We start from the raw sequence: 26999 nt of genomic DNA on the forward strand, positions 1-26999 counted from the left end.
CCTCCCCCCCCCATGCGCAACCCCTCTTCCCCTTACCTTTTCTCTCACCTTCCCCGCCCCGTCCCCCCCCCCCCCCCCCCCCCCCCAAACCCCCCCCCCCCCCCCCCCCGGGACGGCGCGGAAGGCCGGGTCCTTCCGGGACCCGGCCTTCCGCGGAGCGGTACGCCGTGCTACTTGCTTCCGCGCTTCTTGGCGGGCATCAGCGGCTTGGGCTCCGCGCGCGGCCCGCAGAACGTGTCCCTGGCCGGGGTCCGCCCGGTCAGCAGGTACCGCTCCACATGCTGGTTCGCGCAGGTGTTCGTCCCGAACGAGACGCCGTGCGTCCCCGCGCCGCGCTCGGTCACCAGCGCCGAGCCGGGCAGCCGGCGCCGCAGCTCTACCGCGCCGGAGTGCGGCGTCGCGCCGTCCCGCTCCGCGGCCAGCAGCAGCACCGGCGGCAGCGCGCCCGGCGCGGTCCGCACGTCGACCGGTCGGTGCGGCGCGCCCGCCTGCGGAAGGGCCGCGTCGGTCACGTCCTGCGAGTAGCGCATCGGGTCCTGGACGGCGCCCCGCGGCGTGTAGCGGGGCCAGAATGCGCACGGCAGGTTCATCCAGGCGTTGTCCCACGTCTCGAAGGGCGCGATGCGTGCGCTCGCGGTGTTGTCCCGGTCCCAGACCCGCAGGTCACGCGGCCACAGCCCGTCGTTGCACTCCACGGCCGTGTAGACCGCGTTGCCGTTCTCGTCCGCCTTCTCGCCGCCCGGCTGCGGCGTCGCCTGCTTGAGCAGCAGCCTGGGATCGCCCTTGACGTACGTGGCGAGCGCCGCGGCCCGTCCCGGCCAGTACGCGTCGTTGTAGCCCGTTTTGAGGAAGGCCGCCTGCAGCTGGGCCGATCCGACCTTGCCGCCCAGGGGCCGGTGGCTGAGCCGTTCCCGCACGGTGTCGTACGTGCGCAGCACCGTCTGCGGTGTCGTCCCCAGGCGGTACACCTTGTGGTGCTTGGCCACCCAGCGGCCCCAGTCCTGCCAGCGGCGCTCGAAGCCGATGTTCTGGTCGAGGTTGTTGCGGTACCAGATCTGCCGGGGGTCGGGGTTGACGACGCTGTCGAAGACCATCCGGCGCACGTGACCGGGGAAGAGCGTCGCGTACACGGCCCCGAAGTAGGTGCCGTACGAGGCGCCCATGTACGTGAGCTTCTTCTCGCCCAGTGCGGCGCGCAGCATGTCCAGGTCACGGGCGTTGTTGGCGGACGTGTAGTGGCGCAGCGCGGGCCCGGCGTTGCGTGCGCAGCCCTGCGCGTACGCCTTCGCCTCGGCGAACTTCTTGCGCTTGAACGCCTCCGAGGGGTGCCGCGGGCTCGCACTCGGGATCTTCGCGAACTCGGCCGGGTCCTGGCAGGTCAGCGGCGCCGAGCGCCCGACACCGCGCGGCGCGTAGCCGACGAAGTCGTACGCCCGCGCCGTCTTCCGCCAGCGCTCCACCTTCGCGTACAGCGGGAAGTTCATGCTGGACGCCCCGGGGCCGCCCGGGTTGAAGACGAGCGCGCCCTGCCGCTCCTTGGGGGAGCCGGTGGCGCGGGCCCGGCTCACCGTGAGGTTGATCTTCTTGTCGCCGGGGCGGGCGTAGTCCAGCGGGACGGCGAGCCGGCCGCACTCCACACCGGCCGGCAGGTGCTCCTCGGGGGCGCAGCGGCCGAAGGCGATACGGGGCGGCGCGGGCGCCGGGGCCTCGGCCGTGTCCGGCTGGGCCCCGCCTGCGGGGACGGCGACGAGTGCGGTCAGGACCAGCGACCCGAGGGTGCCGTACAGCGCTACTGCTTTCACAAGCCGTCCCTTCGTATGGAGGCGCCCGGTGCGCGGACAACCGGTGCGCATACAAAAGGGATAGTTGAGACGAGGGTTGGGCTTGTAAAGCACCGCGCTCCGGTGTCGGGAGCTATGCCCCCAACGAGTGGAGCGCGGTGCGGGCGTCACGGCCGTTCGGCTCGTACAGCCTTGCGTGGATGCGGTCCCGTGTTCCTCACCGGCAGCGGCGGCCGGAGTTGATGCACTGCACCGCACGCTCCATCAGGCCGCGCGGCATGAAGTTGGCGAAGTCGGCGTGGTCGGTCACCGGCTTGCGCAGCTGTTCGGGGAAGCTGTCGAGGGCGAAGGCGCGCGCCCGGGGCGGCACGGCGTAGGTCAGCCGCATCTGGAGCTGCGGCACGGCCTTGGTGCCGGTGGGGCAGCGGCCGGAGGCCCGGTCGGGGAAGACGAGGTGGGTGCGGTGGTCGGCGCTGTCCTTGTTCGCCCCGTCCCAGCAGCTCGGGAAGTCCAGGAGCCGTACGGCCTGGCTGCCCCCGGGGCACAGCGGGTACTTGTCGGTCAGGCGCCGGTTCTCGAAGCCGGTGCAGGTCCACTGCGCCCGCGCGTTGGCGGTGCCGTTGGTGAACGCCTTGGCGTCGCCGGTGATGGCGCGCAGGCCCTCGGGCATGGCGGCGACCTTGCCCGCCGGGCTGCCGCGGAAGGTCAGCGAGACCGAGCGGGGCGTCAGGACCTGGCCGACGTTCCCGTCCGCCGGATCCTGCCCGTTGCCGCTGCTCGGGCCGTCCTGCCCGCTCAGGCGGCGCAGTACGGGCCAGAAGTACGTCGACTTGTCGCCACGGTCGCAGGTGGTGCCGGCTGCACGGAGCGAGTCGTCGGTGGAGAAGGCGTCGGTGGAGCGGTTGCCCACGTAGTCGTGGAGGTGGTGGGCGCCGTTGGCGACACCCGGAGTGACGATGAAGTTGTCCGGGTTGTGGTGCCGCTCTTCGTTGCGGCCGCAGTTGCTGGTGAAGGTGCCGGTGGACGCGTCGCGTCCGTTGCTCGGGGGCTGCGGGCCGGGGCGTACGGAGCGGATGTCGGCGAAGTCACCGGCCGCCGGGACGCTTTGGCCGGTGCCGGAGGGGTCGCCGGAGCCGGCGGACGTGCCGGTGTCGGTGGGGCCTGCGGGTCCGTCGGGAGCGTCGGCGGGGGCGTTCGACGGCCCGGCGGAGCCCGTGGCGGGGGCGCTCGCGGAGGCGTTGTCAGTGGGCTGTGTCACGCTGGGTGACGACGGTGAAGATGACGAACCAGCGGGCGCGGACCCGGACGGGGGAGTGGCGTTGTGAGCCGAGGCATTTCCGGTCACGGAGACGAAGGTGCCGGCCGAGCCGAGCACGGCGAGCAGGGCGATCAGCACGAGGTGCTTGGTGCCGAGCCGGCGCCGGTGCCGCGGGGGCTGCGGGGAGGGCGGCGACGGCCGCGGCGGCGGAGAAGGGCGGGGTGGCTTCGGGGGCTCGGGCTGTCCGGAGCGACGGTGGTCGGGCATGGGCGATCACTTCTTCCCGTTCTCTCAGGGGTGTTGACGCCGGTCGCCGGAGGACTCGGAGGGATCCGGGGCCCTGGTGGCGCCGCCGGTGGCGGTGGCGGGTGGCGTCGCGGGCGGAGGCAGCGAATACGTCGCTGACGGTGTGACCGGCGCCGGCGAGGTGGCGGGCGCCGCGTCGAGGGACGGTGGCGGGGCCGAGGGGCTCGGCGGTGGAGAGGAGGTGGCCGCGTCCTCGGCGATCGCGTCGAAGTCGACGAAGCCGGTGCGCTCCAGCATGGAGATGTGGTCCAGGACCGTGCGGTTGGCGTCGTCGGCCAGAGCGCGCACGAGCGAGTTGCGGGTGGTCGCGCGGACCTGCGCGACGACGGTGAAGACCTTGCCGTGCGCCAGCCGCAGGATGTTCGCGAACCTGCGGTCGTACGCGGCCCCGCGCGCGGCGCTCAGTTCCGACAGCCACTGCCGTTGCTGGGCGTTGGGCCGGTCGGGCAGCGCCAGACCGAGCTGCGCGGCCACCTCGCGCACGTGCCGGTCGAGTGAGGCGTGGCCGTCGACGAGGTGGTCACCCGCCTCCCGTACGGCAGGCACGGTCCCGCGCTGCTGGGCCTGCTGGCCCGCGGGCAGCTCCCACAGGCCCGCCAGCCGTACGCGGTTGACGAAGTCCCGGTCGAGTGCGGACAGCGGGCCGAACGAGGTGGCGACGGTCTGGGTGTTGACGTCCCCGCCCGCGCCCGGTCTGTCGGCGAACGACCAGATCGGGAAGAGCAGCGCCGCGAGCGTCGCGGCGAGCGCGGCGACGACGAGGCCGGTGCCGGTTACGGATCGCATGGTGCCTCCTGGTGCGGCACCGCACGCTAGTGCGCCCTGCGCTGATCCCGTCCCCCGTTCGGGGAAGCCCCGTCAACGGCCCCTGGCCGCTGGTACGTTGACCGGTTGCCCAGGGGCGCCAGGCGTATCAGGCGCCCCTGGGGCGAGGGGCGGCGGGCGGGGCGGGGACGCCGGCCTTGTCAGGGGCTCCGGGCGTCGCGGCGGTGTCGGGCACCGCCGGCGCTCCGCGGCTCAGCTGCCGCCGCAGCCGCCACCACCGCCGCAGGAAGAGGAGGAACTGCTGCCGCAGCTCGACCCGGAGCTGCTGCCGCACGACGAGCCCCCGCCGCAGGACGACCCTCCGCCGCCGGACGACGAACTGCCGCAGCCCGCCCCCGGCCCGCCGCCGCACGACGACCCGCACCAGGATGTGTGCGAGCTGTCGTCCGGCACGTTCCAGCCGCAGGCCGCGTTCGACGAAGCGGTCGACGAGGTGCCGAAGGAGCCGGAGCCGGAGTACGCCCCGGCGGAGGCGCCCGCCATCGAGCGCTGCGCCTCGAAGAGGTGGTCGCGCAGCGCGTCGTCCACCAGCAGCGCGGTGCTGCCGAGCGCCACGATCAGAGCGGCGGACTGGGTCGGGTCGCTCACCAGGCGCGCCGCGTTCGCCCTGCGGAACGTCCGCAGTGACGAGACACCGGCCCGGGTGACCCGCCGTCCCAGTACCTTCCGGCAGACCACGCCGGCCACGGTGCCGAGGAGGGCCGCGGGCAGGATCCGGATGACGAACGGGACGTCCGGCGCCGCGCCGGTGATGGCTCCCGTGAGGGTGAAGAGGAGGACGAGCAGGAAGCCCGCCGCACAGATGCCGGCCTGCCAGCCGGCGAAGAGGCGCCAGGGGCGGCCGGTGCGCGGATGCCGCATCAGACCGCGCTTCGCGAGCCGGTCGCCGATGGCCTGGACCACGGGGGCCCGCATGACATGGCGGCGCAGGGTGTCCAGCGCCCCGTCCGGGGTCCGCGCCAGCGAGTCCAGTACGGCGGTCTCGACCGGGTCGTACGCCACCGCCTGCCGTACGGACACCACACCGGGCCCGCCCACGGCTAGCCGGCCGTCCTGGTGCATCCCGGCTATCGCCGCGTCCGCGACCCGCGCCGGGCCGCCGGAGAGGAAGGCGGCCTCCCAGAGGTCGGGGTCGGGCGGACCGAAGACCTTGAGCCGGGGCGTCGCCAGGACGACGCGGACGGTACGGACGACGAGCAGCAGTGAGGAGGCGACGACCGCCAGCGTCACGAGAACAGCGGACATGTCCTTCACCTCCGGGGCAGAGAGCGTCGTACGGCACGGGCGAGGCGGTGCAGCGGACCGCCCGGCGGCCTGGGCCCGGCCCGGTCCCGCCACCACTGCGTCAGCCGGCGGCGGGCGTCCGGGCCGGCGGGCCGGCCCTCGGCCAGCAGGTGGACGGCGAAGTCCATGGCGTCCTGGCGGTAGCCGCCGCGCAGGGGCCGGTGATGCGCGTAAGCGAGGAAGCCGGGCCGGTAGTCCGCACCGAGGATCTCCGGCAGCTCCGGCGCGATCTTGGCGACGACGGAGGCCCGCTTGGCGGCCAGGGCCCGGCTCTGGACGAGCAGCCGCCGCCGGTCGAAGCCCTCCGGCGCCGGTGTCCCGGCGACCAGCGCGGAGAGCAGCGCGGTCTGCGCGACGGCCAGCCGCTGACGGGCGGCGTCGGTGGAGGCGGCGGTGGCCGTGGCGGATGCGGCGGTGGTGGCCGTGGCCGTGGTGGCGGTCGCGGCCGCGCCGCGCGGCACGGCCGCTCCGGGCACCCGGAGCGGTGCCGGGGGCGGGGCCTCCTTCAGGACGGTGCGGATCGCGTCGAGTTCGGCGGCGAGTTCGCCGGTCTCCGGGAAGTTCTCGTCGCGCTCCAGCAGGACGCCCGGCGGGGTGACGCGGGCGCAGAGTTCGGCCAGCACGTCCAGGACGGGCTGGGTCACCGGGTGGGCGTGGGTGTCGTGCCAGACCCCGTCCCGCTCGGTCCCGCCCGCCACGTGCACGTACGCGATGGCCTCGACCGGCAGCTCGTCCAGTGCCGTGGCCGGGTCCTCGTTCCGGTTCACATGATTGGTGTGGAGGTTGGCGACGTCGATGAGCAGCCGTACGCCGGTGCGCTCGACCAGTTCGGCGAGGAACTGGCCCTCGGTCATCTCCTCGCCGGGCCAGTTGACCAGCGCCGCGATGTTCTCCACGGCGAGCGGCACGGGCAGCGCGTCCTGCGCGATCCGGACGTTCTCGCAGAGCACGTCCAGGGCGTCGCGGGTACGCGGCACGGGCAGCAGGTGGCCCGCCTCCATCGCGGGGGAGGCGGTCAGCGGGCCCCCGGCCCGTACGAACGCGATGTGTTCGGTGACCAGCGGCGCGCCCAGCGCCTCGGCGCGTTCGGCGAGTGCGGCCAGCCGGCCGGGGTCCGGGCGCTCGGCGCCGCCGAGCCCCAGGGACACCCCGTGGGGCACCACGGTCGTGCCCCGTTCGCGCAGCGCGTGCAAGGCGGGTGGGAGATGACCGGGACAGATGTTCTCGGCGACGACCTCCACCCAGTCCACGCCGGGCAGGTCCGCGATCCCGCCGGCGATCTCGGGCCGCCAGCCAATGCCCGTTCCGAGCTGTTCCATGGTGGTTCCCCCTCCCACTCGTGCACCCCCGTGGTGTCGGGTACTCATCGCCGTCCAGGGGCCGGGCCAACCCCGGAGGGCGCGGGTTCAGAGCATGATTTGAGCTTGCGACGTGCCGCGCCCGGCGCCGGCCCGCGCCGGCCCGGCGATGACCCGCCCGGTCCCGACGGCGGCCTGCCGAGGCCCGGCGGCTCAGCGGGCGGTCTCGACGCCGACCGCGGCGCCCAGCGCTAGCAGGACTCCGCCGGTGGCCTGGTCCATGCGCCGGCGGACGCGGGGGCGCTGGAAGAAGGCGCGAGCCCGGTGCACCGCCAGGGCGATCCCGCCCAGCCAGACGACGCCCAGCGCGACGTGCACGGCGACCAGCAGCAGCGTCGTGGCCACGACCGGCGCGCCGTGCGGGACGAACTGCGGCAGCAAGGACATGTAGACGACCCCGACCTTGGGGTTCAGGACATTCGTCAGCAGCCCGGTACGGAACGCCTGGAGGGGCGACTGCCGGTCGGCCGGGCCGGCCGGACCGTCACCGGCGACGAAGCCGTGACCTCGGTCCTGGCTGGAGACACCCGCCGTGGCCGGATCCGAGGTTTCACGTGCCGCCTTCGCGGAGCGGTGGGCGCTGCGCAGTGCCTGGAAGCCCAGCCACATCAGGTACAGCGCGCCGGCGATGCGCAGCGCGTCGTACGCCGTCTGGGACGCCGAGAGCATGGCGGTCAGCCCGGCCGCCCCGGCCAGCCCCCACACGAAGCAGCCCGCCGAGATGCCGAGCGCGGCGCACAGTGCCGGGCGCCGCCCCGAACCGAGGGACGTGCGCAGGACCACGGCGAAGTCGGGCCCCGGCGAGACGGTCAGCAGGACGGCCACCGCGGTGAAACCAAGAAGGGAGGAGAACACAGGACGTAACCGTACGTCGTCCTCCGGCCAACGTTTCCCCGGCACCCCTTCGTACGCCCGCGCACTGCTGCGTACCTCTTGCCCGGGGGCCGGGCGCCTGCTCCCATGGCCATCGGGGGGTGATGGGTATGAGCGACATCCGTCCCGGGCCCGGAGCGGACGAGGGGAAGCAGGAGACGCGGTACGCGAGCGACCCGGACCGGCTGTTCCTGCCGCCGGACGACGACCTCGCCCCGAACCGTCCGGGGGAGGACCTGCGGGTCCGCCTCGCCGAGCGGCCGCGCGCCAGGGCGGCCCTGTGGTGCGCCCGCCTGCTCGGCCGGCGCCCGCCCCAGGACGCCTGGCACCGGCAGCTCCTCGGCGAACAGGCCGTCGGCACGGCCCTGGACCAGCTGACGGCGGGCGGCTGGTACGTGATCCACTCCGTTCCCCTGCCGCCCGCGACGGTCATCGGGCACCTGCTCATCGGGCCCGGCGGTGTGCTGTGCGTCGGCACCCACTACGTACGCGGGGACCGGGTGCGGGTGGGGGAGGACGCCGTGCACATCGGCCGCGGGCACGAGGCGCGGCCGTACGTCCGCGAGTGCCGGCAGGACGCCCGGCGCGCCGCGTACGTGCTGACCCGCGGCTGCCGGTTCCGCGTCGAGACGCGGCCGGTGCTGGCGTTCGTCGGCGCGGTGGACGTGGAGCTGGATCCGGCCCTGCGGGACGTACGGGTGATACGCGACGAACGGGACGTACCGCTGCTCGGGCGGCTCGGCGGGGTGCTCGCCCCGGACCGGGTCGAACGCGTCTACACGGTCGCCCGCAACCGCCGTACCTGGCTACGGGCCTGACGGAAGACCCGCGGCCTCCGCGGCTTCCGCAGCCTCCGCGGCCGCCCCCGCCGCATCAGCCGGTCGAGCCCCCGGCGCCCGAACGGCCCGGCGCACGGCGTCCCGGAGCCAGTGGTGGGCGCCGTCCGCGGCGTGGCGGGGGTGCCAGGCCATGCCGATGGTCACCGGCGGCAGGGGCAGGGGAATGTCGAGGAGGCGCAGGCCGAGCGCGGTGGCGGCGTCGGTGAAGGGCGAGGGGGCGGCGCCGGGCGGCGCGGTGGGGACGAGGCAGACGACGTCGCTGCGGGCGGTGAGGGACATCGCGGCCACATGACTGGGCAGGACGGCGGCGACCCGCCGGTGCAGGTTCCGCTCGGCCAGGGCGGTGTCCAGGGGGCCGGTGAACCGGCCGCGGCGGCTGACCGTGACGTGTTCGGCGGCCGCGAGCCGCGCCGGGGTCAGCTCCCCTTCGGTGAGGGGGTGGCCGGGCCGGACGGCCGCCGTCATCCGGAGGGTGACCAGATCCTCGACCCGGGTCTCGGGGTCGATGTGGTCGATGGCCCCGATCTCCAGGTCGATCCGGCCGTCGCGGAGGGCCGGTCCGGCTTCCAGCTCTTCGGCCCGGAAGCGCAGCGAGACCTCCGGCGCCTCCTGCCGGGCCAGCCGCAGCAGCCCGGGGGCCAGGGCCGCGGCGACCAGGTCGGCGGTCTGGAGGGTGAAGGTGGTGCGCAGGGTGGCGGGGTCGACGCCGGTGCCGGGGGTGAGCAGCGCTCCGAGGCGGCGCACCACGGTGGCGGCTTCGTCGCGCAGGGCCTGGGCGCGGGGGGTGGGGACCATGGTCTGTCCGGCCCGGACCAGCAGCGGGTCCTGGAGGACGCGGCGCAGCCGGGCGAGGGTGCGGCTCATGGCGGCGGGGGAGGTGTGCAGGCGCGCGGCGGCGCGGGTGACGCTCTGCTCGGTCAGCAGGGCGTTCAGCGCGACGGCGAGGTGGGCGTCGACGACCGGGTCCGGACTGTTCACCAGCGTAATTCCATTTCAGGCAATGATCCCTTGCTGACATTCCCATTGTGGCAACGCCTGGGCGTTCGCAGGATGGAGACGTACCGATCCGGTACGGCCCACGACGTCGTCACGACCGTCGTCATCCGGCCTTCACGACCGTCCTCAGCTGCCCTTTCGGAGGGACCCATCATGTCCGCACAGGAAACCGCCCCGGTGGTCACCGCCTTCATGCTCATCAAGACCACACCCGAGTGGCTGGCCATGACCCCGCACGAGCGGGTGGACGCCCTGAGCACCGAGGTGATGTCCGTGGTCAAGGCCAGGACCACCGGCGTCCGGTCGCGCTTCTACGACACGGAGTTCTACTCCACCCGCGTCACCGACGTCTGGGTCTGGGAGGCCGACGACCACGACGCGTACCAGCTCCTGATCGACGCGCTGCGGGAAACCCCGTTCTGGGACCGCTACTTCGAGATCGTCGATATCCTCGTCGGAACCGAGAACGGCTATGCCCGCACCTACGGCGTCGACCCCGTGGCGACCATAACCACCTGATACACCGCCCGCTCCGGGCGACCACCGGCGCCTCGCGGCCCCGAGCGGCCGGGGGCGCCGGCCCGTTCCCGGGCCGTGTCACCGCCCCGGCAGCGTTCTGCTCTCACCTGCACCACGTCAAGGCGACAGCTCTGCGGCCAGCGCCTCGATCCTCGTCCTGATCTCGTCGCGGACGGGGCGTACGGCCTCGACGCCCTGTCCGGCGGGGTCGGGCAACCGCCAGTCGAGGTACCGCTTACCGGGGAAGACGGGGCAGGCGTCACCGCAGCCCATCGTGATCACGACGTCGGATGCCTGCACGGCCTCGACGGTGAGCACCTTGGGCACCTCGGCAGAGACATCGACGCCCGCCTCGGCCATCGCCGCGACGACGGACGGATGCACCGCGTCGGCAGGGGCGGACCCGGCGGACCTCACCTGTACGCGGTCGCCCGCAAGGTGCGTGAGGAACGCGGCGGCCATCTGGGAGCGGCCGGCGTTGTGCACGCAGACGAACAGTACGGAGGGGAGGGCGGCGTCAGACATGGGCGGGGGCTTCCTCGGTCACGGGCGCGGAGGCGGGAAAGAAGCGGCGGGCGTACAGCGCGACGTGGACGAGGCCGATCAGCACCGGCACCTCGATGAGCGGCCCGACCACGCCGGCCAGCGCTTGCCCGGAAGCCGCGCCGAACGTGGCGATGGCCACCGCGATGGCCAGCTCGAAGTTGTTGCCCGCGGCGGTGAACGCGAGCGTCGTCGCGCGCGGGTGGCCGAGGCCGACGGCCCGGCCGGCCGCCATCGAGCCGGCCCACATGACAGCGAAGTACACGAGCAGCGGCAGCGCGATACGGGCGACGTCGAGCGGCTGCGAGGTGATCGCGTCACCTTGCAGCGCGAACAGGACGACGATGGTGAAGAGCAGCCCGTACAGGGCGAACGGCCCGATCCGCGGAATCAGCTTCGCCTCGTACCAGGCGCGGCCCTTGGCCTTCTCGCCGATCCGGCGCGTCAGGTAGCCGGCGACCAGCGGAATTCCCAGGAAGATCAGCACACTTCGGGCGATCTCCCACACGGACACGTCGAGGCCCGCCTGCTCCAGACCGAGCCACCCGGGCAGTACGGACAGGTAGAACCAGCCGAGGGCCGAGAACGCGATCACCTGGAACACCGAGTTCAGCGCGACCAGGACGGCGGCGGCCTCGCGGTCGCCGCAGGCCAGGTCGTTCCAGATGATCACCATGGCGATACAGCGCGCCAGCCCCACGATGATCAGGCCCGTACGGTACTCGGGCAGGTCGGGCAGGAACAGCCACGCCAGCGCGAACATGAGCGCCGGCCCGACGAGCCAGTTCAGCAGCAGCGAGGGCAGCAGCAGGCGGCGGTCGCGGGTGACGGTGTCGAGCCGGTCGTAACGCACCTTGGCGAGGACCGGGTACATCATCACGAGCAGGCCGAGCGCGATCGGCAGTGATACTCCGGTCACGGTGATCTTGGCGAGCGCGTCCCCGAGTCCGGGCGCGACGCGGCCGAGGCCGAGGCCGAGCGCCATCGCGGCGAGAATCCACACGGCGAGGTAGCGGTCGAGGAACGTCAGGCGGCCGGCGACCGCCTGCTCGGGTGCGGCGCTCACGAGGCCGCCCCGGCGGGCGCGGGCAGGGGCTCGCCGGCGGGGCGCGTCAGGATGCCCGCGAGGCGGTCGGTCATCTCGGGCAGCAGCCAGTAGTAGACCCACGTGCCGCGCCGCTCGCAGTCGATGAGGCCGGCCTGCCGAAGCAGTTTGAGGTGGTGCGAGATCGTCGGCTGGGACAGGTCGAAGGCGGGGGTCAGGTCGCAGACGCAGACCTCGCCGCCGGCGCGCGAGGCGATCATCGAGAGCAGGCGCAGCCGCACCGGGTCGCCCAGCGCCTTGAACACCTTCGCCAGCTCCACGGCCTGTCCCTCGTCGAGGGGTGCGGTCAGCAGCCCGGAGCAGCAGGCGTCGGCCCCGCTGCTCCGGTCGAGCACCACGAACTCTTGATTCGACATGCTTCTATGTTGACGCCCTTCGATCCAGGAAGCAACCTTGAATCGACAGACATCAATGCAAGCCGATCGGAGACGCACCATGTCCCGTGCACAGCTCGCCCTGCGCGTCAGTGACCTCGAAGCGTCGATCACCTTCTACGCGAAGCTGTTCGGCACCGAACCGGCCAAGCGCCGCGAGGGATACGCCAACTTCGCCATCGCCGAACCGCCGCTCAAGCTCGTGCTGATCGAGGGCGAGCCCGGACAGGAAACCCGCCTCGACCACCTCGGCGTAGAGGTCGGGTCCACGGACCAGGTGACGGCCGCGACCGACCGCCTCAAGGACGCCGGCCTCGCCACCTTCGAGGAGAACGACACCTCCTGCTGCTACGCCCTGCAGGACAAGGTGTGGGTGCACGGCCCCGGCAAGGAGCCGTGGGAGGTCTACGTCGTCAAGGCCGACGCCGACACCCTCGGCAAGAGCGCCGGCCCCGACGCTGCCGGTGACACCTGCTGCGCCGGCGAGCCGGCCGGCACCGCCCCCGCCGCGGTCTGCGCCTGCGGGAGCTGATGCGCCGGTCACGGCATGGGCCCCGCGCGTCGTCGCGAGCCCGCGGCGACGCGCGGAACGGCAGTCGGGTGCCGGCGCCCTACGGTCGTCGTTCGCTAGGGAGAGGGCACAAGCGACTGCCACCCTCGACCGCGACCGTTTTCCCGGGTGCGATCTCCGTGAACCCCGCGTCCCGCACCACGGGCAGGCCGCTCCGCGTCAGCTCGGGCCACCGGTGGGCCGGGGCAGGGCGCACCGACAGGGGGAAGCCGGCCTCGCGCCAGGCCGCGCGGGCGGCTTCGGGCAGGTCCCACCAGGCGAGCTGCGCGCCGTGACCCGCCTGGGCCATCGCCTTGCCCGCCGACATGTCCAGGTCCGGGTTGAGCCACAGCACCGGGGCATCGGTGGCGGGGGCGGCGGGCTCGTACGGGTCGTCGAGGTGGGTGCCGGAGACCTGGAGGCGGGCCAGGTCCTTGGGCCAGCCGTCCAGCGGCACCGGCGGGAAGACGCGGACCTCCGCGCTCCCGCCGCGCACCGTGATGCCCGGCAGCGCCTCCGCGCGCCGCCATTCCGCGCCGCGCGCCCGGCGCACGACCTTGCGGATACGGGCGTCCTCCCAGCCGCGTACGGCCGCGGCCCATGCGCCGTCGCCCGTCGCCCGCTCGTCCGAGAGCAGGACCAGCACGGCCCGTGCCGCGGTCTCCAACGCGTCCGTGAGGGCGGGCGGTCCGTCCCGCTCGATCCGTACGACGAGGGGGAGGGCGTACTCCGGGGCGGCGTCGCGGCCGGTCCCCGAGGGGCGGGGCGCGTCGGTCGCGGCGTCGGTCGGATCGCCGGGTCCGGCGAGATCGGTGCTGGTCACACGGACCAGTGTGCCAGCAGCCCGGAACGCCGCGGCGCGGGCCACCGCCTTGGCGGAGCGAAACGTTCCGGGTGATGATCCTCCCTATGCACAGTGACCTCTTCGCCTCCGAGAACGTGGTCACGCCGGCCTCCGCGCCCGGCATGACCCTGCAGAACGCCAAGTCGATCAAGTACGCCGTGGACGGTGAGTGCTTCGCACGCCAGGGCTCGATGGTCGCCTACCGCGGCGACCTGCAGTTCGAGAAGCAGGGGCAGGGCGTCGGCAAGTTCCTCAAGCGGGCCGTGACCGGCGAGGGCCTGGCGCTGATGGCCGTGCGCGGCCGTGGCGAGGTCTGGTTCGCGCACGAGGCCGCCAACTGCTTCGTCGTCGACCTCGCCCCCGGCGACGGCATCACGATCAACGGCCGCAACGTGCTGTGCTTCGACCCGTCCCTGTCCTACGAGATCTCCACCGTCAAGGGTGCGGGGATGACCGGCGGCGGCCTGTTCAACTCCGTCTTCACCGGTCACGGACGACTGGGCGTGGTCTGTGAGGGCAACCCCATCGTCATTCCCGTGTCGCCGCAGGCGCCGGTGTTCGTCGACACCGACGCGGTGGTCGGGTGGACCGCGTCGCTGAAGACCTCACTGCACCGTTCGCAGAGCCTCGGCTCGATGCTGCGCGGCGGATCCGGCGAGGCCGTGCAACTGCGGCTGGACGGCGAGGGCTTCGTGATCGTACGGCCCAGCGAGCTGCGCCCCGAGCGGACCGCCGGGAACTGACGGCGACGACCGCGGGCAGGGTGACGACCGTGGGCAGGACGGCGAGGACGAAGGCGACGGCGGGGAGCCGATGAGACTGGAAGGGGTCGGGCGGCGCTACGGGGCGCGGGGGCCGTGGGTGCTGCGCGACATCGACCTCCGTCTGCCGCGGCGGTCGCTGGTACGGATCGAAGGCCACAACGGCAGCGGCAAGTCGACGCTGCTGCGGATCGTGGCCGGTATCGACGTGCCCAGCGAGGGCCGCGTCACCGGGCGCCCGCGCAGCGCGTACGTACCCGAACGTTTCCCCGCCGTCCTCCCGTTCACCGCCGTCGGCTACCTCACCCACCTCGGGCGGGTGCACGGCCTGCGCGGCCCCGAGGCGGCCCGCCGCGCCACCGGCTGGCTCGAACGTTTCGGCGCCGGTGGTCAGGCCCGTACGCCGCTCGCCGAGCTGTCCAAGGGCACCAGCCAGAAGGTCGCGCTGACCCAGGCCCTGCTCGCCGAGCCGGAACTGCTCGTCCTCGACGAAGCCTGGACGGGCCTCGACCCGGCCGCCCGCGACGTCCTCGACCGGGCCGTGGCCGAGCGCGTCGCGGCGGGCGGCACGGTCGTCTTCGTCGACCACGACCCGCGCCGGCTGGAGGGCGCGGCCGACGCGCGGTACCGCGTCACGGCCGACGGCCTGGACCGGCTCCCGGCCGGGGCGGGGACGGACGCGGGCCCGTCGGGGGTCCACAAGGTGCGGCCGCCAGGCCCTCAGGTGGTCATCGAGGCCGGGGTCCCCGGCAGGGCCGGACGTCTCGCCGCACCTGACCTCGCCGTGCCCGACCCCACGACGCCCGTCCTCGCCGGCCTTCCGGGCAGTCCCCGCATCACCCTCGGCCCGGACGGTACGACGGCCCGTTTGACCGTCCCCGCCGCCCACTCCGACGCGCTGCTGCGCGCCCTGCTCACGGCGCACCCGCCCTGGCACATCGGCACGGTCACCCCGGCACCGCCGTCACCGGCAGCACCGCCATCACCCACGGCGCCGCCCCCGCCCGCCCCCGGCCCGAACGCACACGAAAACCGGTACCCGTGATCCCGCTCGTGCGCTACCAGTTCGCCCTGCTCCTGCGGTCGCACCGCTGGCTGCCGCCGGTCCTCCTGTACGCCGCCCTCCTCGCCGTGGGCGTGCAGGCCGGCGGGCCGATCCTCGACTCGTACGGCGTCGCCGCGTTCGGGCTGCTGCCCCTCGCCGCGTGGCTGTGCCGGATCTGCGTCACGAACGAGCCGCCGGCCGCCCGTACCTGCACGGCGGCGGCTGCCGGCCCCGGGAGGGCGCACCTCGCCGCCGTACTGACCGGGAGCCTGTCGGCGGTGTTCCTGGCCTGCGCGGGTACGGCGTACATCTCGCTCGTCGCCGACCCGCACGCCTCCGACCACCGGACCGCCGTCCCCGTGCTCGCCGCCGCCTGCGCCGGGCTGCCGGCCGGGCTGGTCTGCGTCCTGCTCGGCACCGCCGTCGGGGCGCTCTGCAACTGGCCGGTGCTGCGCAGCACCGGCTGGTCGGTCCTGTCCGGGCTGCTCGCCGCGTTCCTGCTGCTGATCACGGGTGCCTCGCCCGCGAACGCCGCCGTCACCGGCCTGGTCACCGGCTCCGCCCACGGAACGATCACCCTGCCCTGGCTCCCCCTGCTCTCCAGCGCGCTGATCGCGGCCGCCGCCACGGCCGTGGCCTGCCGCCTCAGTTCCCGCCGCGGCTGACGAGCCCGCCTGCGGCACGTCTGTCCGGACGCCCGCACACTCCGTACGCCCGTGTGTCCGCACACCTGCGCGTCCGTACGCCCGCGCCCCCGCCCGTAAAATCGGCTGTATGCCGGGCACCGAAGAAGAGCAGAGCAGCAGGACGGACGACGGGGCGGGCCGCACGGCCGACAAGACCGGCGGCCCGCCCTTCGCGGACTGTGTGCACTGCGGCGAGCCCACCGAACACCCCGCCGACCGGCCCGGTGCGCTGCTGTGTCCGCACTGCGAGTGGCTGGAGGCCCAGCGTTCGGCCTGCTCCGGCTAGGAGCGGGCCCGGTTCAGTCCTCCCAGGGCCCGGTGACCGCGAATGTCGTCCCCGGCGTGTAGCAGTTGACGTACATCGTGCGGTGGTCGGGGGAGAAGGCGACGCCCGCGAACTCGCCCCACTCGGGCTTCTCCGGTGTGCCGATGTTCTGCCGGCCGCGTGCCACCGGGTACACCGCGCCGTGCCGGGTCAGGCCGAAGACGTGCTGCGCCCCGTCGCCGTCCTCGCACACCATCAGCCTGCCGCCGGGGGCCAGGCAGATGTTGTCGGGGGACTCGCCGGGCAGCTGTACGTCGGTGTCCGGGCCGAAGACGACCACCAGCGTGAGGCGGCGCGCGGCCGGGTCGTACCGCCACACCTGGCCGTAGTGGTCGGCGGCCGAACCGTCGGCGCTCCGCGCGAAGCTGGAGACGAAGTAGACGCTGGAGCCGCCCCAGTAGCAGCCCTCCAGCTTCTGCGCATGGGTGATGCCGCGCGGCCCGAAGTCCTGGAAACGGATGGGGGTCTGCCGCGCGAGCGGGTCGGGGACGTCCACCCACTCCACGCGGTCGAAGCTGGTGCCGGTCTCCTGGACGGTGGAGAGGTCCTTCATGTCCGGTACGCGCAGCGCCTGGAGCCGTCCGCCGGCCCGCAGGGAGCCCCGGCCGCCCAGCGGCTTGGCGGGCCGGAACCGGTAGAAGAGACCGAACGGCTTGTCGAAGGCGTCCTCGGTCTCGTAGACCGTGCCGTTCCTCGGGTCGACGGCGACGGCCTCGTGCTGGAAGCGGCCCATCGCGGTCAGCGGTACGGCGCCGGTGCGGCGCGGATCGTACGGGTCGACCTCGAAGATGAAGCCGTGGTCCTTGGTGTGCCCGTCCTCGCCCGCCCGCACTTCGGTCTCCTCGCAGGTGAGCCAGGTGTGCCACGGGGTGGGCCCGCCCGCGCAGTTGGTGGAGGTACCGGCGATGGCGACGCGCTCGGACAGGACGCGGTGGTGCCGGTCCACCTCCAGCGCCGTACAGCCGCCTTCGCCCGCCGGGTCGTAGGTCAGGCCGTCGACGGCGGGGACGGGGACCCGCGACCTGGTGCGGTTCTCGTGGTTGCGTACGAGGTGGACGCGGCCGTGGCGGCCGGGGAAGGCCGCCATACCGTCGTGGTTGCCCGGTATTCGGCCCTCGCCGGAGGGCAGCGGGGCGCCCTCACGGGACAGCACCCGGTACCGGAATCCTTTCGGCAGGTCGAGCAGACCCGCCGGGTCGGGTATCAGAGGGCCGTAGCCGTGCCGGCCCGCGCTCTGTGCGGTGGCGGTGCCGGCGAACATCTCGGGAACGCTGCCGGCGAAGGCGATCGATACGCCCAGCGCACCGGTTCTTGCCAGGACCTGACGACGTGTCGCGGACATGGGCAACTCCCTGCTGGCGGACAGGTGATGTGACCCGCATGTGTGTACCACGCACGTCGGCCGCCGGGAACCGGCCGCGCGCGGCTACGGAATCCGCCGCACCGGCGGGGAGCCGCCGCTGTGTCCCGCCCCTCCGCCCGCACCACGGCCGCGGCGGGCCGCCCCCGCGTTCCCCCTCCGCCCGCTACCCCTTCACCAGCGGTTTGGCGTCGCGGGCCAGTGCCGTGAGCCGGGAGATGGCGCGGAAGTACTTCTTCCGGTAGCCGCCCTTGAGCATGTCCTCGCTGAACAGCGCGTCGAACGGCTTGCCCGCCGCCACCACCGGCACCTCGCGGTCGTACAGCCGGTCCGCGAGGACGACCAGCCGCAGTGCGGTGGACTGGTCCGGCACCGCCTGCACATCGGTCAGGCAGACGGCGTTGATGCCGTCGCACATCGCCCCGTACCGGCTGGGATGCACCCTCGAGAGGTGCTCCAGCAGGGCCGGGAAGTCGTCGAGCGAGGCGCCGGGGGTGCGGTGCGCGACGCGGGTGACGGTCGCGGCGTCGAACGGGGGCGGGGCCTCGGGCAGTCCGCGGTGGCGGTAGTCCTCGCCGTCGATGCGCAGCGGCCGGAAGTGGGCGCTCAGCCCCTGGATCTCGCGCAGGAAGTCCGCTGCCGCGAAGCGGCCCTCGCCCAGCTTGCCGGGCAGCGTGTTGGAGGTGGCGGCGAGCGCGACGCCCGCCTCGACCAGCCGGCTCAGCAGGCTGGAGACGAGCACGGTGTCACCGGGGTCGTCCAGTTCGAACTCGTCGATGCACAGCAGGCGGTGCCCGCCGAGCGTCTGCACGGTCTGCTGGAAACCGAGTGCGCCGACCAGGTTCGTCAGCTCCACGAAGGTGCCGAACGCCTTCAGCGCGGGCTCGGCGGGGGTGGCGTGCCAGAGGGAGGCCAGCAGGTGCGTCTTGCCGACGCCGTATCCGCCGTCGAGGTAGACGCCGCGCGGGCCCGAGGGGGCCGCCGCCTTCTTGGCGCTCCGGCCGAACCAGCGCCGCTTGCCGCCGCCGGACGGGCCCGTGCCGCCGATGCCCGCCGCGAAGCCGCTCAGGACCTCCACGGCCGCCGCCTGGCTGGGCTGGTTCGGGTCCGGGATGTACGTCTCGAAGCGCGCGCTCTGGAACCGCGGCGGCGGGACCATCTCCGCCACCAGGCGGTCGGCAGGGACGTGCGGCTCGCGCGCGGTGAGCGCGGCGGGGGCCGCTCCGGCCCCGCCGGCCGGCGGCCCGGCTATGGGGGAGGACTGGGATGACGAGGGCTGGGAAGGCGACACAGCCGTCCAGCCTAGTCGCTGTGCGGGAGGACTCCGCCGGGTGAGCGAGGCATGTCACACTGCCGCCTATGCGACGCCTGTTTCCCCTTCCCGCCCCGCCCGTTCCGTCCGGCGATTTCCCGGGCACCGCGGATGACGAGAATTCCGCCGCGGTCGCGTCCGCCCTCGCGGCGGAACCGGGGGCCATTGCCGGAACCGCGACGGGAACCGACGCCGGAGCCGATTCCGGTGCCGCTGATTCCGGAACTGCGGGTCCCGGTGATTCCCGCGCCGCCGGTGTTGTCGATTCCGCAACGGTGGGCCCGGTCGATTCCCGTACGGCCGGTGCCGCTGATCCCCGTACGGCCGGCTCCGCCGATTTCACCGGCCGCCGGTGGAGCGCGGACTTCACCGACCGCCGGTGGAGCCTGGACGAACTGGCCGACGCCTACGCGTATCCCCGCGTCGACGAGGGCGCGGGCTGGCTCCGCGCGAACATGGTCTCCTCGCTGGACGGCGCGGCCCACCACGAAGGCCGCTCGCAGCCGCTGTCCAGCGACGCGGACATGCGGATCTTCGGTGTGCTGCGCGGCCTCGCGGACGCGGTGGTCGTCGGCGCCGAGACCGTACGCAAGGAGGGTTACCGCCCGGCCCGCGCCCGCGAGGCGTTCGCAGCGCGCCGGGCCGCCGCCGGGCAGGCGCCCGCCCCTGTCATCGCGGTGGTCACCGCCAGCCTGGACCTGGACTTCGCGCAGCCGCTGTTCACCGAGCCGCTGGTGCCGACGGTCGTGGTGACCGGCTCCGGGGCGGACGAGGACCGGGTGCGGACCGCGCGCAAGGCCGGTGCCGAGGTCGTCTTCGCCGGTGAGGGGGCTGCCGTCGACCCGTCGCGGGTGGTCGGGGCGCTCGCCGGGCACGGTCTGACCAGGCTGCTGACGGAGGGCGGGCCCCGGCTCCTGGGTCAGTTCGTCACAAGCGGGGCACTCGACGAGTTGTGCCTCTCGCTGGCACCGCTGGTGGTCGCCGGCGACGCGTCGCGCATCACGAACGCGCCGGTGACGACCGTTCCGGAAACATTCGTACTCGCGTCCGTACTGGAGGAGGCCGGCTTCCTGTTCACCCGTTACCGTCGGTCCTGAACAAAAGGCGGAATTATTCGTTCCGCTTAGCCTCCGCTGGGCACACTAAAGGCCAACAGGTCCCGTGTGGCGACGGGGCAGGATGGTTTCTGTCGGTCCGCTCCCCGGACGGGCCGCGAGAGATGAGAAGAAGGGCGCCCGCCGTGTTCACGAGCGTATTGATGATCGAGAAGCCCCTGACGCCCGCCGACGTGGAGTTCGTCACCACGCTGCACGGCGACGACCAGGTCTCCTTCGTCGTCCTCATGCAGCCGCGCGGCAATCAGGACCGCCTGCTCAGGGCCATCGACGACGTCGCGCTGGGCGAGTTCGAGGAGGCCGTACGGGAAGGCGACGAGCCGGAGGGCGCACAGGCGGAGCCGCCCGCCGAGCGCGCCCTGTCCTACACCCTGCACGCCCTGCGGACCGCGGGCGCCGAGGCCATCGGGCAGGTCGTCGAGGACCACCCGCTGGAGCTGCTGCGGTCGGTCGTCGACGAGACCGGCGCCGACGAGGTGATCGTGCTGACCGCCCCGCACTTCGTCGAGGAGTTCTTCCACCGCGACTGGGCCTCCCGCGCCCGGCACAAGGTCGGCGTACCGGTGCTCAAGCTCTTCTCGCACGCGGCCGACGACCCGGCCCAGGACGTGGCGCACAACCCGGCCAAGGGCCCGGCTAACGGCTCCGGAGGGGATCCGGCCGGCGGCTGAGCCGCCCGTCCAGCATCTCCGCGACCGCGTCCACCGCGTCCAGGTGGGCGCGGTCGTGCGTGACCAGGACCGTCGCGGTGGCGCGCTGGTGGGTGAGCGTGGTGAGCAGGTCCAGGACCGCGGCGCCGCGCTCGTGGTCCAGCGCGCTGGTCGGCTCGTCGACCAGCAGGACGGCCGGCTCGTTCATCAGCGCCCTGGCGATGTTGACCCGCTGCCGCTGGCCGCCCGAGAGCTGGTGCGGACGGCGTGCCGCCTGGTCGGCCAGACCGACCGCGTCGAGCAGTTCCAGGGCCCGGGGCCGGGCCGCGCGCGGCGCACGGCCGTCCAGGTGCGCCATCACCTGCACCTGCTCCGCCGCCGTCAGGGAAGGCAGCAGGTTGGGCTGCTGGAAGACCATGCCGACCCTGGTGCGGCGCAGCGCGGTCAGCTCGGCCCGGCTCATCCCGCTGGTGTCCGTACCGTCGATCACCACCCGTCCGCCGTCCGGGCCGATCAGCGTCGCGGCCACCGCCAGCAGGCTGGACTTGCCGGAGCCCGAGGGCCCGACCACGGCGGCCACGGACCCCGGCGGCACGGTCAGGCTCACGTCGTCGAGGGCGGTGAGGCGGCCGGTGCCGTCCGGGTAGGTGAGGGTGACACCGCTCAGGGCGAGACCGGCGGGCGGTGGGGTTCCGGTGCCGGGGCTGGTGCGGGTCCGGATATCGGAGGAGTTCGCATTCATGGGGTCCGTCGCTGAGTAGAGGGATCGGGTGGTGTGCGGGGCACGTGAGCGCTGTACGGCCCGGGCTTTCGGACCCGCGAAATGCGCACGGAGTCGTACGGGACCGGAACCGAAGCCGGTCGGAACCGGAACGGAAACCGGAATTCCAGGGGCCGGGCCGGAATGGTGCGGGCTGCGCGCTCGACTGCTCGGGAATTTGCTCACGGAATAGTCCGCGGGAGGCGGACCGGAATGGTCCGCAAGGGGACCGGGACAGGAGCGCCTTCACGGATACCGTTCGGGCGGAGAACCTTCCGGGCGCTCACCGTGCGCTCCCCAGCGCCGTCAGCGGATCGACAGCGGTGATACGGCGGATGGACAGCGCCGCGCCCACGGCCCCCAGCGCGATCATGACCAGGGCCGGGACCAGGACCGTGGCCGGATCCAGGACGAACGGCACGGTGCCCGAGACGGCCGCGCCGGCCGCCGCCGCGAGCGCGGTGCCCACGCCCGTACCGGTCACCAGCAGGACGACCGCCTGGCCGAGCGCGTCCCGCAGCAGGTAGCGGGTGGGCGCGCCGAGCGCCTTGAGCACGGCGACGTCGCCGCTGCGCTGGATCGTCCAGACCGTGAAGAACGCGCCGATGACCAGCGCCGATATGGCGAAGAGGAAGCCGCGCATCAGTTGCAGCGAGCCGTTCTCGGCGGTGTACGAGCCGATGGCGCGCAGGGCGTCGCCGGTCGTGACGGTACGGGTGCCCAGCTGGCGGTCGGCGGCGGCCAGACCGGCGTCCGAGGAGGTGGTGAGGGCGACGACGGTGGCCGTCCGTGCCCGGGCAGTACCGGAATCACCGTCCCCGGCCCCGGCCCCTCCGGCCCGCGCTCCGCCCGACACCGCCGCCCAGTCGTCCAGTGACGTCCAGACCACCGGCGTGTGGCTGTACATCGCCTCGCCCGCCACCGCCGCGGCCGTCAGCGTCCGCCCGTTCAGCGTGAACCGGCCGCCGGCCCGTACGCCCAGTTCGTCGGCGGCCTTCGCGGAGAGCACCGCCGAGCCGTCCGCGATCCGCCCGGCCTCGGGCGCCAGGTGCGAGCCGGGCCGTACCCCGAAGGCGGACAGCGCGGCCGTCCGCTCGCCCGCGTCGTCGCCCGCGCTCTCGCCCGCCGTGGCCCTGGCCGTACCGATCCCCAGCGGCTCCGCCGACCGGACGCCCGGCACCCGGGCCAAGGCGTCCCAGGTCCGCTGCGTGACGTGCGAGTCGGTGAACGAGACGTTGTCACCGCCGCCGCCGTCGGCGGGAGCGGTGAAGGCGAGGCGGTCGGCGGGCAGCGAGGTGATCGCCGAGGTGTTCTCCCGGCCCAGGCCCGCCGTCAGCCCGGACAGCAGCCCCACCAGCACAGTGATCAGCACGACGACGGTGCCCATCAGGGCGAACCGGCCCTTGGCGAATCTCAGGTCTCTCCAGGCGACGAACACGGGGTCTGGGCCGTCCTTCCGGCGGATGCCGGGCCCGGTGCCCGGCGGCTGCCCCCACCGTCGCCGGGGGAGGGTGCGCCGGGCATCGCGCCCGGGAGTGGTTCGCCGGTATCGAAAGGACAGGTCCGCGATCCACCTTTTGATTGATGCCGGTACGGGTCCGGGCGCCTAGCCTGGGAGGGCTGTGACTCCCCACTCCCTGACCCCCGCCCTGCGGGTGCTGCGCGTCTGCCTGCACCTGATGGTGGCCGCTCTGCTGGCGCTCGCCGCCGTACGGGCCGTGGCCGACCACAGTCCGGACGCCCCGGCCGTCGCAGGCGCCGCCGTCCTGCTGCTCGCCGTGTACGCCGTCGGCCCCACGCTGCCGCCGGTCCGCACCTCGACGGCGGCCGCGGCGCTCTGGCTCGCCGCCGTCATGGCGGTGTGGGCCGTCCTGCTCGCCCTCACGCCCCTCGGGGTGTGGCTCGCGTTCCCGCTCTTCTTCGTCCAGCTCCACCTGCTGCCGCTGCGCTGGGCGCTGCCCGCGGTCCTGGTCACCACCGCCGTCGCGGTCGGCGGGTTCGGCTGGCACACCCGTACGCTCACTGTCGGTACGGTCGTCGGCCCCGCGCTGGGCGCGGCGGTCGCGGTCGCCGTCGTCCTCGGCTACCAGGCCCTGTACCGGGAGAGCGAACAGCGCCGCCGCCTCATCGAGCAGCTGACCGCCGCCCGCAGCGACCTGGCGGCCGCCGAGCACGCCGCCGGGATGCTCGCCGAGCGGGAACGGCTCGCCCGCGAGATCCACGACACCCTCGCGCAGGGGCTCTCCAGCATCCAGCTGCTGCTCCGGGCCGCGGAACGGGGGATTCCGCTGCGGTCGGACACCGCCGCCGCCCTCGGCCACGTCCAGCAGGCCCGGCAGGCCGCCGTCGAGAACCTCGCCGAGGCCCGCCGTTTCGTACGGGCCCTGAGCCCGCCCGACCTGGAGGCCGGGTCGCTGCCCGCCGCCCTGGAACGGCTGTGCGCCACCACCGCCCGCTCCGCCGGCCTGGCCGTGCACTGCCAGGTCTCCGGGGCGCCCGTCGAGCTGCCCACCCCGCACGAGGTCGCGCTGCTGCGCATCGCACAGTCCGCACTGGCCAACACCGTCCGGCACGCACACGCCGGCCGGGCCGAGCTGACCCTCTCCTACATGGACACCGAGGTCGCCCTCGACATCGTCGACGACGGCACCGGCTTCGCGCCCGACGCGGTGCCGTCCCCGGGCTCCGGCGCCGCCGCGGGCACCGGCTTCGGGCTGGCCGCGATGCGCGCCCGCGCCCGCGCGCTGCACGGCACGCTGGCCGTGGAGTCCGCGCCCGGCGAGGGCACGGCGGTCGCCGTCACCCTCCCGTACCCGGAACCGGCCGCTCCGCAGCCCACCTCCCTCACGCCCACCTCCGACCCGCCTCCCGAACAGGCCACCGCGTGATGCACCGCCCCGAGACCGCCACCGACCCCGGCCCCGACCCCGGCCGCGCCGCCATCGGCCTCCTCCTGGCCGACGACCACCCCGTCGTACGGGCCGGGCTGCGCGCCGTCCTGGAGACCGAGCCGGACTTCGAGGTCGTCGCGGACGTCCCCACGGCCGAGGAGGCCGTCGAACGGGCCGCCCGGCCGGACGTCGACGTCGTCCTGATGGACCTCCAGTTCGGCGGCCGGATGCTCGGCTCGCAGGCCACCGCCGCCATCACCGCACGCGACGGCGGGCCCCGCGTCCTCGTGCTGACCACGTACGACACCGACGCGGACATCCTCGCCGCCATCGAGGCCGGCGCCACCGGCTACCTCCTCAAGGACGCGCCGCCCGAGGAACTGGCCGCCGCTGTCCGTACCGCGGCGGCCGGCAAATCCGCCCTCGCGCCGACCATCGCCCTGCGCCTGATGGACCGGATGCGGGCGCCCGCCACAGCCCTCTCCCGGCGCGAGACCGAGGTCCTCCAGCTCGTCGCCGACGGCCTGTCCAACGCCTCGATCAGCAAGCGGCTCTTCCTCAGCCAGGCCACGGTCAAGTCCCACCTGGTGCACATCTACGCGAAGCTGGGCGTCGACTCCCGTACGTCGGCGGTCGCCGCGGCCACCGCACGCGGACTGATCCGCCGCTGACCGGGCACCGCGGGCCCGCCCGGCACGGACTGCCGGTGCCGGGTGCGAGAATCGTGCGCGTACGGACGTAGAGATCGACGAGCAGGAGACTGACGCATGGCACCGTCCCCGGGCATCCCCGACGCGATGGACCGACCGCACTTCATCGGCATCGGCGGCGCCGGGATGTCCGGCATTGCGAAGATCCTCGCCCGGCGCGGCGCCCGGGTCGCGGGCAGCGACGCCAAGGAGTCGGCGACCGTCCGCGCCCTGCGCGACTCCGGCGCCACGGTCCACCTCGGCCACGCCGCCGCCCACCTGGCCGAGGACGCCACCAGCGTCGTCGTCTCCTCCGCGATCCGCGACGACAACCCCGAGCTGGCCGCGGCCCGCGAGCGCGGCATCCCCGTCGTGCACCGCTCCGACGCGCTCGCCGCCCTCATGGACGGCCTGCGCCCGATCGCCGTGGCCGGCACGCACGGCAAGACGACCACCACCTCGATGCTGGCCGTCTCCCTCGCCTCCCTGGGCCTGTCCCCGTCGTACGCGATCGGCGGCGACCTGGACGCCCCCGGCTCCAACGCCGAGCACGGCAGCGGCGAGATCTTCGTGGCGGAGGCGGACGAGAGCGACCGCAGCTTCCACAAGTACGCGCCCGAGGTCGCCATCGTCCTCAACGTCGAGCTGGACCACCACGCCAACTACGCGTCGATGGACGAGATCTACGAGTCCTTCGAGACCTTCGCCGCCCGCATCCGCCCCGGCGGCACCCTCGTCGTCTCCGCCGACCACCCCGGCGCCCGCGAGCTGACCCCGCGCCTGTCCGGCCGCCTGGACATCGAGATCGTCACGTACGGCGAGGCCGAGGACGCCGACGTACGGGTCCTCAAGATCAACCAGCGCGGGCTGACCAGCGAGGTCACCGTCACCCTCGCGACCGGCAAGATCCTCACCTTCACCGTCTCCGTGCCCGGCCGGCACTACGCCCTCAACGCCGTCGCGGCCCTCGCCGCCGGCACCGCGATGGGCCTCCCGCCGCACAACCTGGCCTCCGCGCTCGGCACGTACACCGGCGTCAAGCGCCGCCTCCAGCTCCAGGGCGAGGCGGCCGGCGTCCAGGTCATCGACTCCTACGCGCACCACCCCACCGAGATGACCGCCGACCTGGAGGCCATCCGCGGCGCCGCCACCGGCTCCCGCGTCCTGGTCGTCTTCCAGCCGCACCTCTTCTCCCGCACCCAGGAGCTGGGCAAGGAGATGGGCGAGGCACTCACCCTCGCCGACGCCTCCGTCGTGCTGGACATCTACCCGGCCCGTGAGGACCCGATCCCCGGCATCACCAGCGAACTGATCATCGACGCCGCCCAGGCCAAGGGCGCCCGGGTGACCGCCGAGCACGACAAGACCGCGGTCCCCGAGCTGATCGCCGGAATGACGGAGCCCGGCGACCTTGTTCTCACCATGGGCGCGGGCGACGTGACCGAACTCGGCCCGCAGATCCTCGCGCGCCTGCAGAGCCGATAGGAAGCAGAGGTACTCATGCCGTACGAGATCGACAAGCCGGAAGAGCAGTGGCGCGCCGAGCTGACCCCGCAGGAGTACCAGGTCCTGCGCCAGGGCGGCACCGAACCCGCCTTCGTCGGTGAGTACACCGACACGAAGACGGCGGGCGTCTACTCCTGCCGCGCCTGCGGCGCCGAACTGTTCCGCTCGGAGACGAAGTTCGAGAGCCACTGCGGCTGGCCGTCCTTCTACGACCCCAAGGACACCGACGCCGTCGAACTCCTCCGGGACACCTCCCTCGGCATGGTCCGCACAGAGGTCCGCTGCGCCCGCTGCGGCTCCCACCTCGGCCACGTCTTCGAGGGTGAGGGCTACCCGACCCCGACCGACCAGCGCTACTGCATCAACTCCATCTCGGTGCGGCTGACGCCGGACGAGGGCTGACGGCGGGGCCGCCGGGCCCGGCGCGGAGCCGGCCCGGCGGCC

The 26999-nt window shown here is 73.7% G+C and carries 28 protein-coding genes; 13 read left to right on the plus strand and 15 right to left on the minus strand.

The annotated features are described in order from the left end of the window. Positions 1-170: 170 nt before the first annotated feature. The 6 genes from ACZ4Z1_RS31820 to ACZ4Z1_RS31845 all read right to left on the minus strand — a co-directional run bounded on the left by ACZ4Z1_RS31820 (position 171) and on the right by ACZ4Z1_RS31845 (position 7667). On the minus strand, positions 171-1802 hold the full coding sequence (locus ACZ4Z1_RS31820; RefSeq protein ID WP_468490123.1) for an alpha/beta hydrolase: 1632 nt from the start codon (positions 1800-1802) through the stop codon (positions 171-173). 196 nt (positions 1803-1998) lie between these two features. Then, the gene (locus tag ACZ4Z1_RS31825; protein WP_468490124.1) at positions 1999-3306 is read right to left on the minus strand and encodes a DUF1996 domain-containing protein; all 1308 of its coding nucleotides are present in this window, start codon (positions 3304-3306) and stop codon (positions 1999-2001) included. 24 nt (positions 3307-3330) lie between these two features. Continuing rightward, positions 3331-4131, minus strand: coding sequence for a DUF4142 domain-containing protein (locus ACZ4Z1_RS31830; RefSeq protein WP_468490125.1), 801 nt, complete (start codon positions 4129-4131; stop codon positions 3331-3333). 231 nt (positions 4132-4362) lie between these two features. Next, on the minus strand, positions 4363-5415 hold the full coding sequence (locus tag ACZ4Z1_RS31835; RefSeq protein WP_468490126.1) for a TIGR04222 domain-containing membrane protein: 1053 nt from the start codon (positions 5413-5415) through the stop codon (positions 4363-4365). Between the two features lie 5 nt (positions 5416-5420). Beyond that, positions 5421-6773: an MbnB/TglH/ChrH family RiPP precursor modification enzyme gene (locus ACZ4Z1_RS31840; protein ID WP_468490127.1), complete on the minus strand. Its 1353-nt coding sequence runs from the start codon at positions 6771-6773 to the stop codon at positions 5421-5423. A 192-nt stretch (positions 6774-6965) separates the two neighbouring features. Continuing rightward, positions 6966-7667, minus strand: a complete 702-nt coding sequence (locus ACZ4Z1_RS31845) for a LysE family translocator (protein WP_468490128.1) — start codon at positions 7665-7667, stop codon at positions 6966-6968. Positions 7668-7795: 128 nt separating this feature from the next. Here ACZ4Z1_RS31845 and ACZ4Z1_RS31850 point away from each other — a divergent pair, with 128 nt between their 5' ends. Further along, a complete protein-coding gene (locus tag ACZ4Z1_RS31850; RefSeq protein WP_468490129.1) occupies positions 7796-8503 on the plus strand; it encodes a nuclease-related domain-containing protein in 708 nt (235 codons plus the stop codon). Here the strand turns inward: ACZ4Z1_RS31850 and ACZ4Z1_RS31855 are convergent. After that, positions 8492-9502 (minus strand): LysR family transcriptional regulator, encoded by a 1011-nt coding sequence (locus tag ACZ4Z1_RS31855; protein ID WP_468490130.1) that lies wholly within the window; start codon positions 9500-9502, stop codon positions 8492-8494. The two genes, ACZ4Z1_RS31850 and ACZ4Z1_RS31855, sit on opposite strands and share 12 nt — an antisense overlap. Positions 9503-9673: 171 nt before the next feature. Between ACZ4Z1_RS31855 and ACZ4Z1_RS31860 the strand changes: the two genes are divergently transcribed. Then, positions 9674-10039 (plus strand): darcynin family protein, encoded by a 366-nt coding sequence (locus ACZ4Z1_RS31860; protein ID WP_468490131.1) that lies wholly within the window; start codon positions 9674-9676, stop codon positions 10037-10039. Positions 10040-10156: 117 nt separating this feature from the next. Here the strand turns inward: ACZ4Z1_RS31860 and ACZ4Z1_RS31865 are convergent, their stop codons facing one another. From ACZ4Z1_RS31865 to ACZ4Z1_RS31875, 3 genes are read right to left on the minus strand one after another with little or no spacing between them, the layout of a single operon-like run. Then, the gene (locus ACZ4Z1_RS31865; protein WP_468490132.1) at positions 10157-10564 is read right to left on the minus strand and encodes an arsenate reductase ArsC; all 408 of its coding nucleotides are present in this window, start codon (positions 10562-10564) and stop codon (positions 10157-10159) included. Next, positions 10557-11648, minus strand: coding sequence for an ACR3 family arsenite efflux transporter (gene arsB / locus ACZ4Z1_RS31870; protein ID WP_468490133.1), 1092 nt, complete (start codon positions 11646-11648; stop codon positions 10557-10559). The genes ACZ4Z1_RS31865 and arsB overlap by 8 nt, the downstream gene beginning before the upstream one ends. Next, positions 11645-12043: an ArsR/SmtB family transcription factor gene (locus ACZ4Z1_RS31875; protein ID WP_468490134.1), complete on the minus strand. Its 399-nt coding sequence runs from the start codon at positions 12041-12043 to the stop codon at positions 11645-11647. The genes arsB and ACZ4Z1_RS31875 overlap by 4 nt, the downstream gene beginning before the upstream one ends. 79 nt (positions 12044-12122) lie before the next feature. Between ACZ4Z1_RS31875 and ACZ4Z1_RS31880 the strand changes: the two genes are divergently transcribed. Next, positions 12123-12593, plus strand: coding sequence for an ArsI/CadI family heavy metal resistance metalloenzyme (locus tag ACZ4Z1_RS31880; protein WP_468490135.1), 471 nt, complete (start codon positions 12123-12125; stop codon positions 12591-12593). 79 nt (positions 12594-12672) lie between these two features. On the opposite strand, the gene ACZ4Z1_RS31885 is transcribed toward ACZ4Z1_RS31880, so the two are convergent. Next, entirely contained in the window at positions 12673-13434 is a 762-nt protein-coding gene (locus tag ACZ4Z1_RS31885; RefSeq protein WP_468490136.1) for a peptidyl-tRNA hydrolase, read from the minus strand. Between the two features lie 86 nt (positions 13435-13520). Between ACZ4Z1_RS31885 and ACZ4Z1_RS31890 the strand changes: the two genes are divergently transcribed. From ACZ4Z1_RS31890 to ACZ4Z1_RS31905, 4 genes are all read left to right on the plus strand, one after another. Further along, a complete protein-coding gene (locus ACZ4Z1_RS31890; protein WP_468490137.1) occupies positions 13521-14198 on the plus strand; it encodes an AIM24 family protein in 678 nt (225 codons plus the stop codon). Positions 14199-14268: 70 nt separating this feature from the next. Further along, on the plus strand, positions 14269-15261 hold the full coding sequence (locus tag ACZ4Z1_RS31895) for an ABC transporter ATP-binding protein (RefSeq protein WP_468490138.1): 993 nt from the start codon (positions 14269-14271) through the stop codon (positions 15259-15261). After that, complete coding sequence (locus ACZ4Z1_RS31900) at positions 15258-15926, plus strand: ABC transporter (protein WP_468490139.1); 669 nt, start codon at positions 15258-15260, stop codon at positions 15924-15926. The genes ACZ4Z1_RS31895 and ACZ4Z1_RS31900 overlap by 4 nt, the downstream gene beginning before the upstream one ends. Before the next feature lie 109 nt (positions 15927-16035). Further along, entirely contained in the window at positions 16036-16233 is a 198-nt protein-coding gene (locus ACZ4Z1_RS31905; protein ID WP_468490140.1) for a hypothetical protein, read from the plus strand. A gap of 13 nt (positions 16234-16246) precedes the next feature. Here ACZ4Z1_RS31905 and ACZ4Z1_RS31910 read toward each other — a convergent pair whose 3' ends face one another. Both ACZ4Z1_RS31910 and zapE read right to left on the minus strand, forming a co-directional pair. Beyond that, positions 16247-17614, minus strand: coding sequence for an alkaline phosphatase PhoX (locus ACZ4Z1_RS31910; RefSeq protein ID WP_468490141.1), 1368 nt, complete (start codon positions 17612-17614; stop codon positions 16247-16249). 184 nt (positions 17615-17798) lie between these two features. Then, complete coding sequence (gene zapE, locus ACZ4Z1_RS31915) at positions 17799-18884, minus strand: cell division protein ZapE (RefSeq protein ID WP_468490266.1); 1086 nt, start codon at positions 18882-18884, stop codon at positions 17799-17801. Positions 18885-19219: 335 nt separating this feature from the next. On the opposite strand from zapE, the gene ACZ4Z1_RS31920 reads away from it, so the two are divergent. Together ACZ4Z1_RS31920 and ACZ4Z1_RS31925 are read left to right on the plus strand one after the other, a co-directional pair. Continuing rightward, a complete protein-coding gene (locus ACZ4Z1_RS31920) occupies positions 19220-20041 on the plus strand; it encodes a pyrimidine reductase family protein (RefSeq protein ID WP_468490142.1) in 822 nt (273 codons plus the stop codon). Positions 20042-20202: 161 nt separating this feature from the next. Further along, positions 20203-20730 carry an indole-3-glycerol phosphate synthase gene (locus ACZ4Z1_RS31925; protein WP_468490143.1) on the plus strand — a complete coding sequence of 176 codons (528 nt, stop codon included), beginning with the start codon at positions 20203-20205 and terminating at the stop codon, positions 20728-20730. Here ACZ4Z1_RS31925 and ACZ4Z1_RS31930 read toward each other — a convergent pair. Then, positions 20696-21451: an ABC transporter ATP-binding protein gene (locus ACZ4Z1_RS31930; RefSeq protein WP_468490144.1), complete on the minus strand. Its 756-nt coding sequence runs from the start codon at positions 21449-21451 to the stop codon at positions 20696-20698. The genes ACZ4Z1_RS31925 and ACZ4Z1_RS31930 overlap by 35 nt on opposite strands. Positions 21452-21752: 301 nt before the next feature. Continuing rightward, positions 21753-22907, minus strand: coding sequence for an ABC transporter permease (locus ACZ4Z1_RS31935; protein ID WP_468490145.1), 1155 nt, complete (start codon positions 22905-22907; stop codon positions 21753-21755). A 241-nt stretch (positions 22908-23148) separates the two neighbouring features. Between ACZ4Z1_RS31935 and ACZ4Z1_RS31940 the strand changes: the two genes are divergently transcribed. From ACZ4Z1_RS31940 to msrB, 4 genes are all read left to right on the plus strand, one after another. Next, positions 23149-24357, plus strand: coding sequence for a sensor histidine kinase (locus ACZ4Z1_RS31940; RefSeq protein WP_468490267.1), 1209 nt, complete (start codon positions 23149-23151; stop codon positions 24355-24357). After that, a complete protein-coding gene (locus ACZ4Z1_RS31945) occupies positions 24357-25031 on the plus strand; it encodes a response regulator (protein WP_468490268.1) in 675 nt (224 codons plus the stop codon). The genes ACZ4Z1_RS31940 and ACZ4Z1_RS31945 overlap by 1 nt, the downstream gene beginning before the upstream one ends. A 96-nt stretch (positions 25032-25127) precedes the next feature. Next, a complete protein-coding gene (murC, locus tag ACZ4Z1_RS31950; protein WP_468490146.1) occupies positions 25128-26534 on the plus strand; it encodes a UDP-N-acetylmuramate--L-alanine ligase in 1407 nt (468 codons plus the stop codon). Positions 26535-26549: 15 nt separating this feature from the next. After that, positions 26550-26957, plus strand: coding sequence for a peptide-methionine (R)-S-oxide reductase MsrB (gene msrB, locus ACZ4Z1_RS31955; RefSeq protein ID WP_468490147.1), 408 nt, complete (start codon positions 26550-26552; stop codon positions 26955-26957). The last annotated feature ends 42 nt before the right edge of the window (positions 26958-26999 follow it).

This window comes from Streptomyces sp. NPDC030165 (assembly GCF_055573595.1).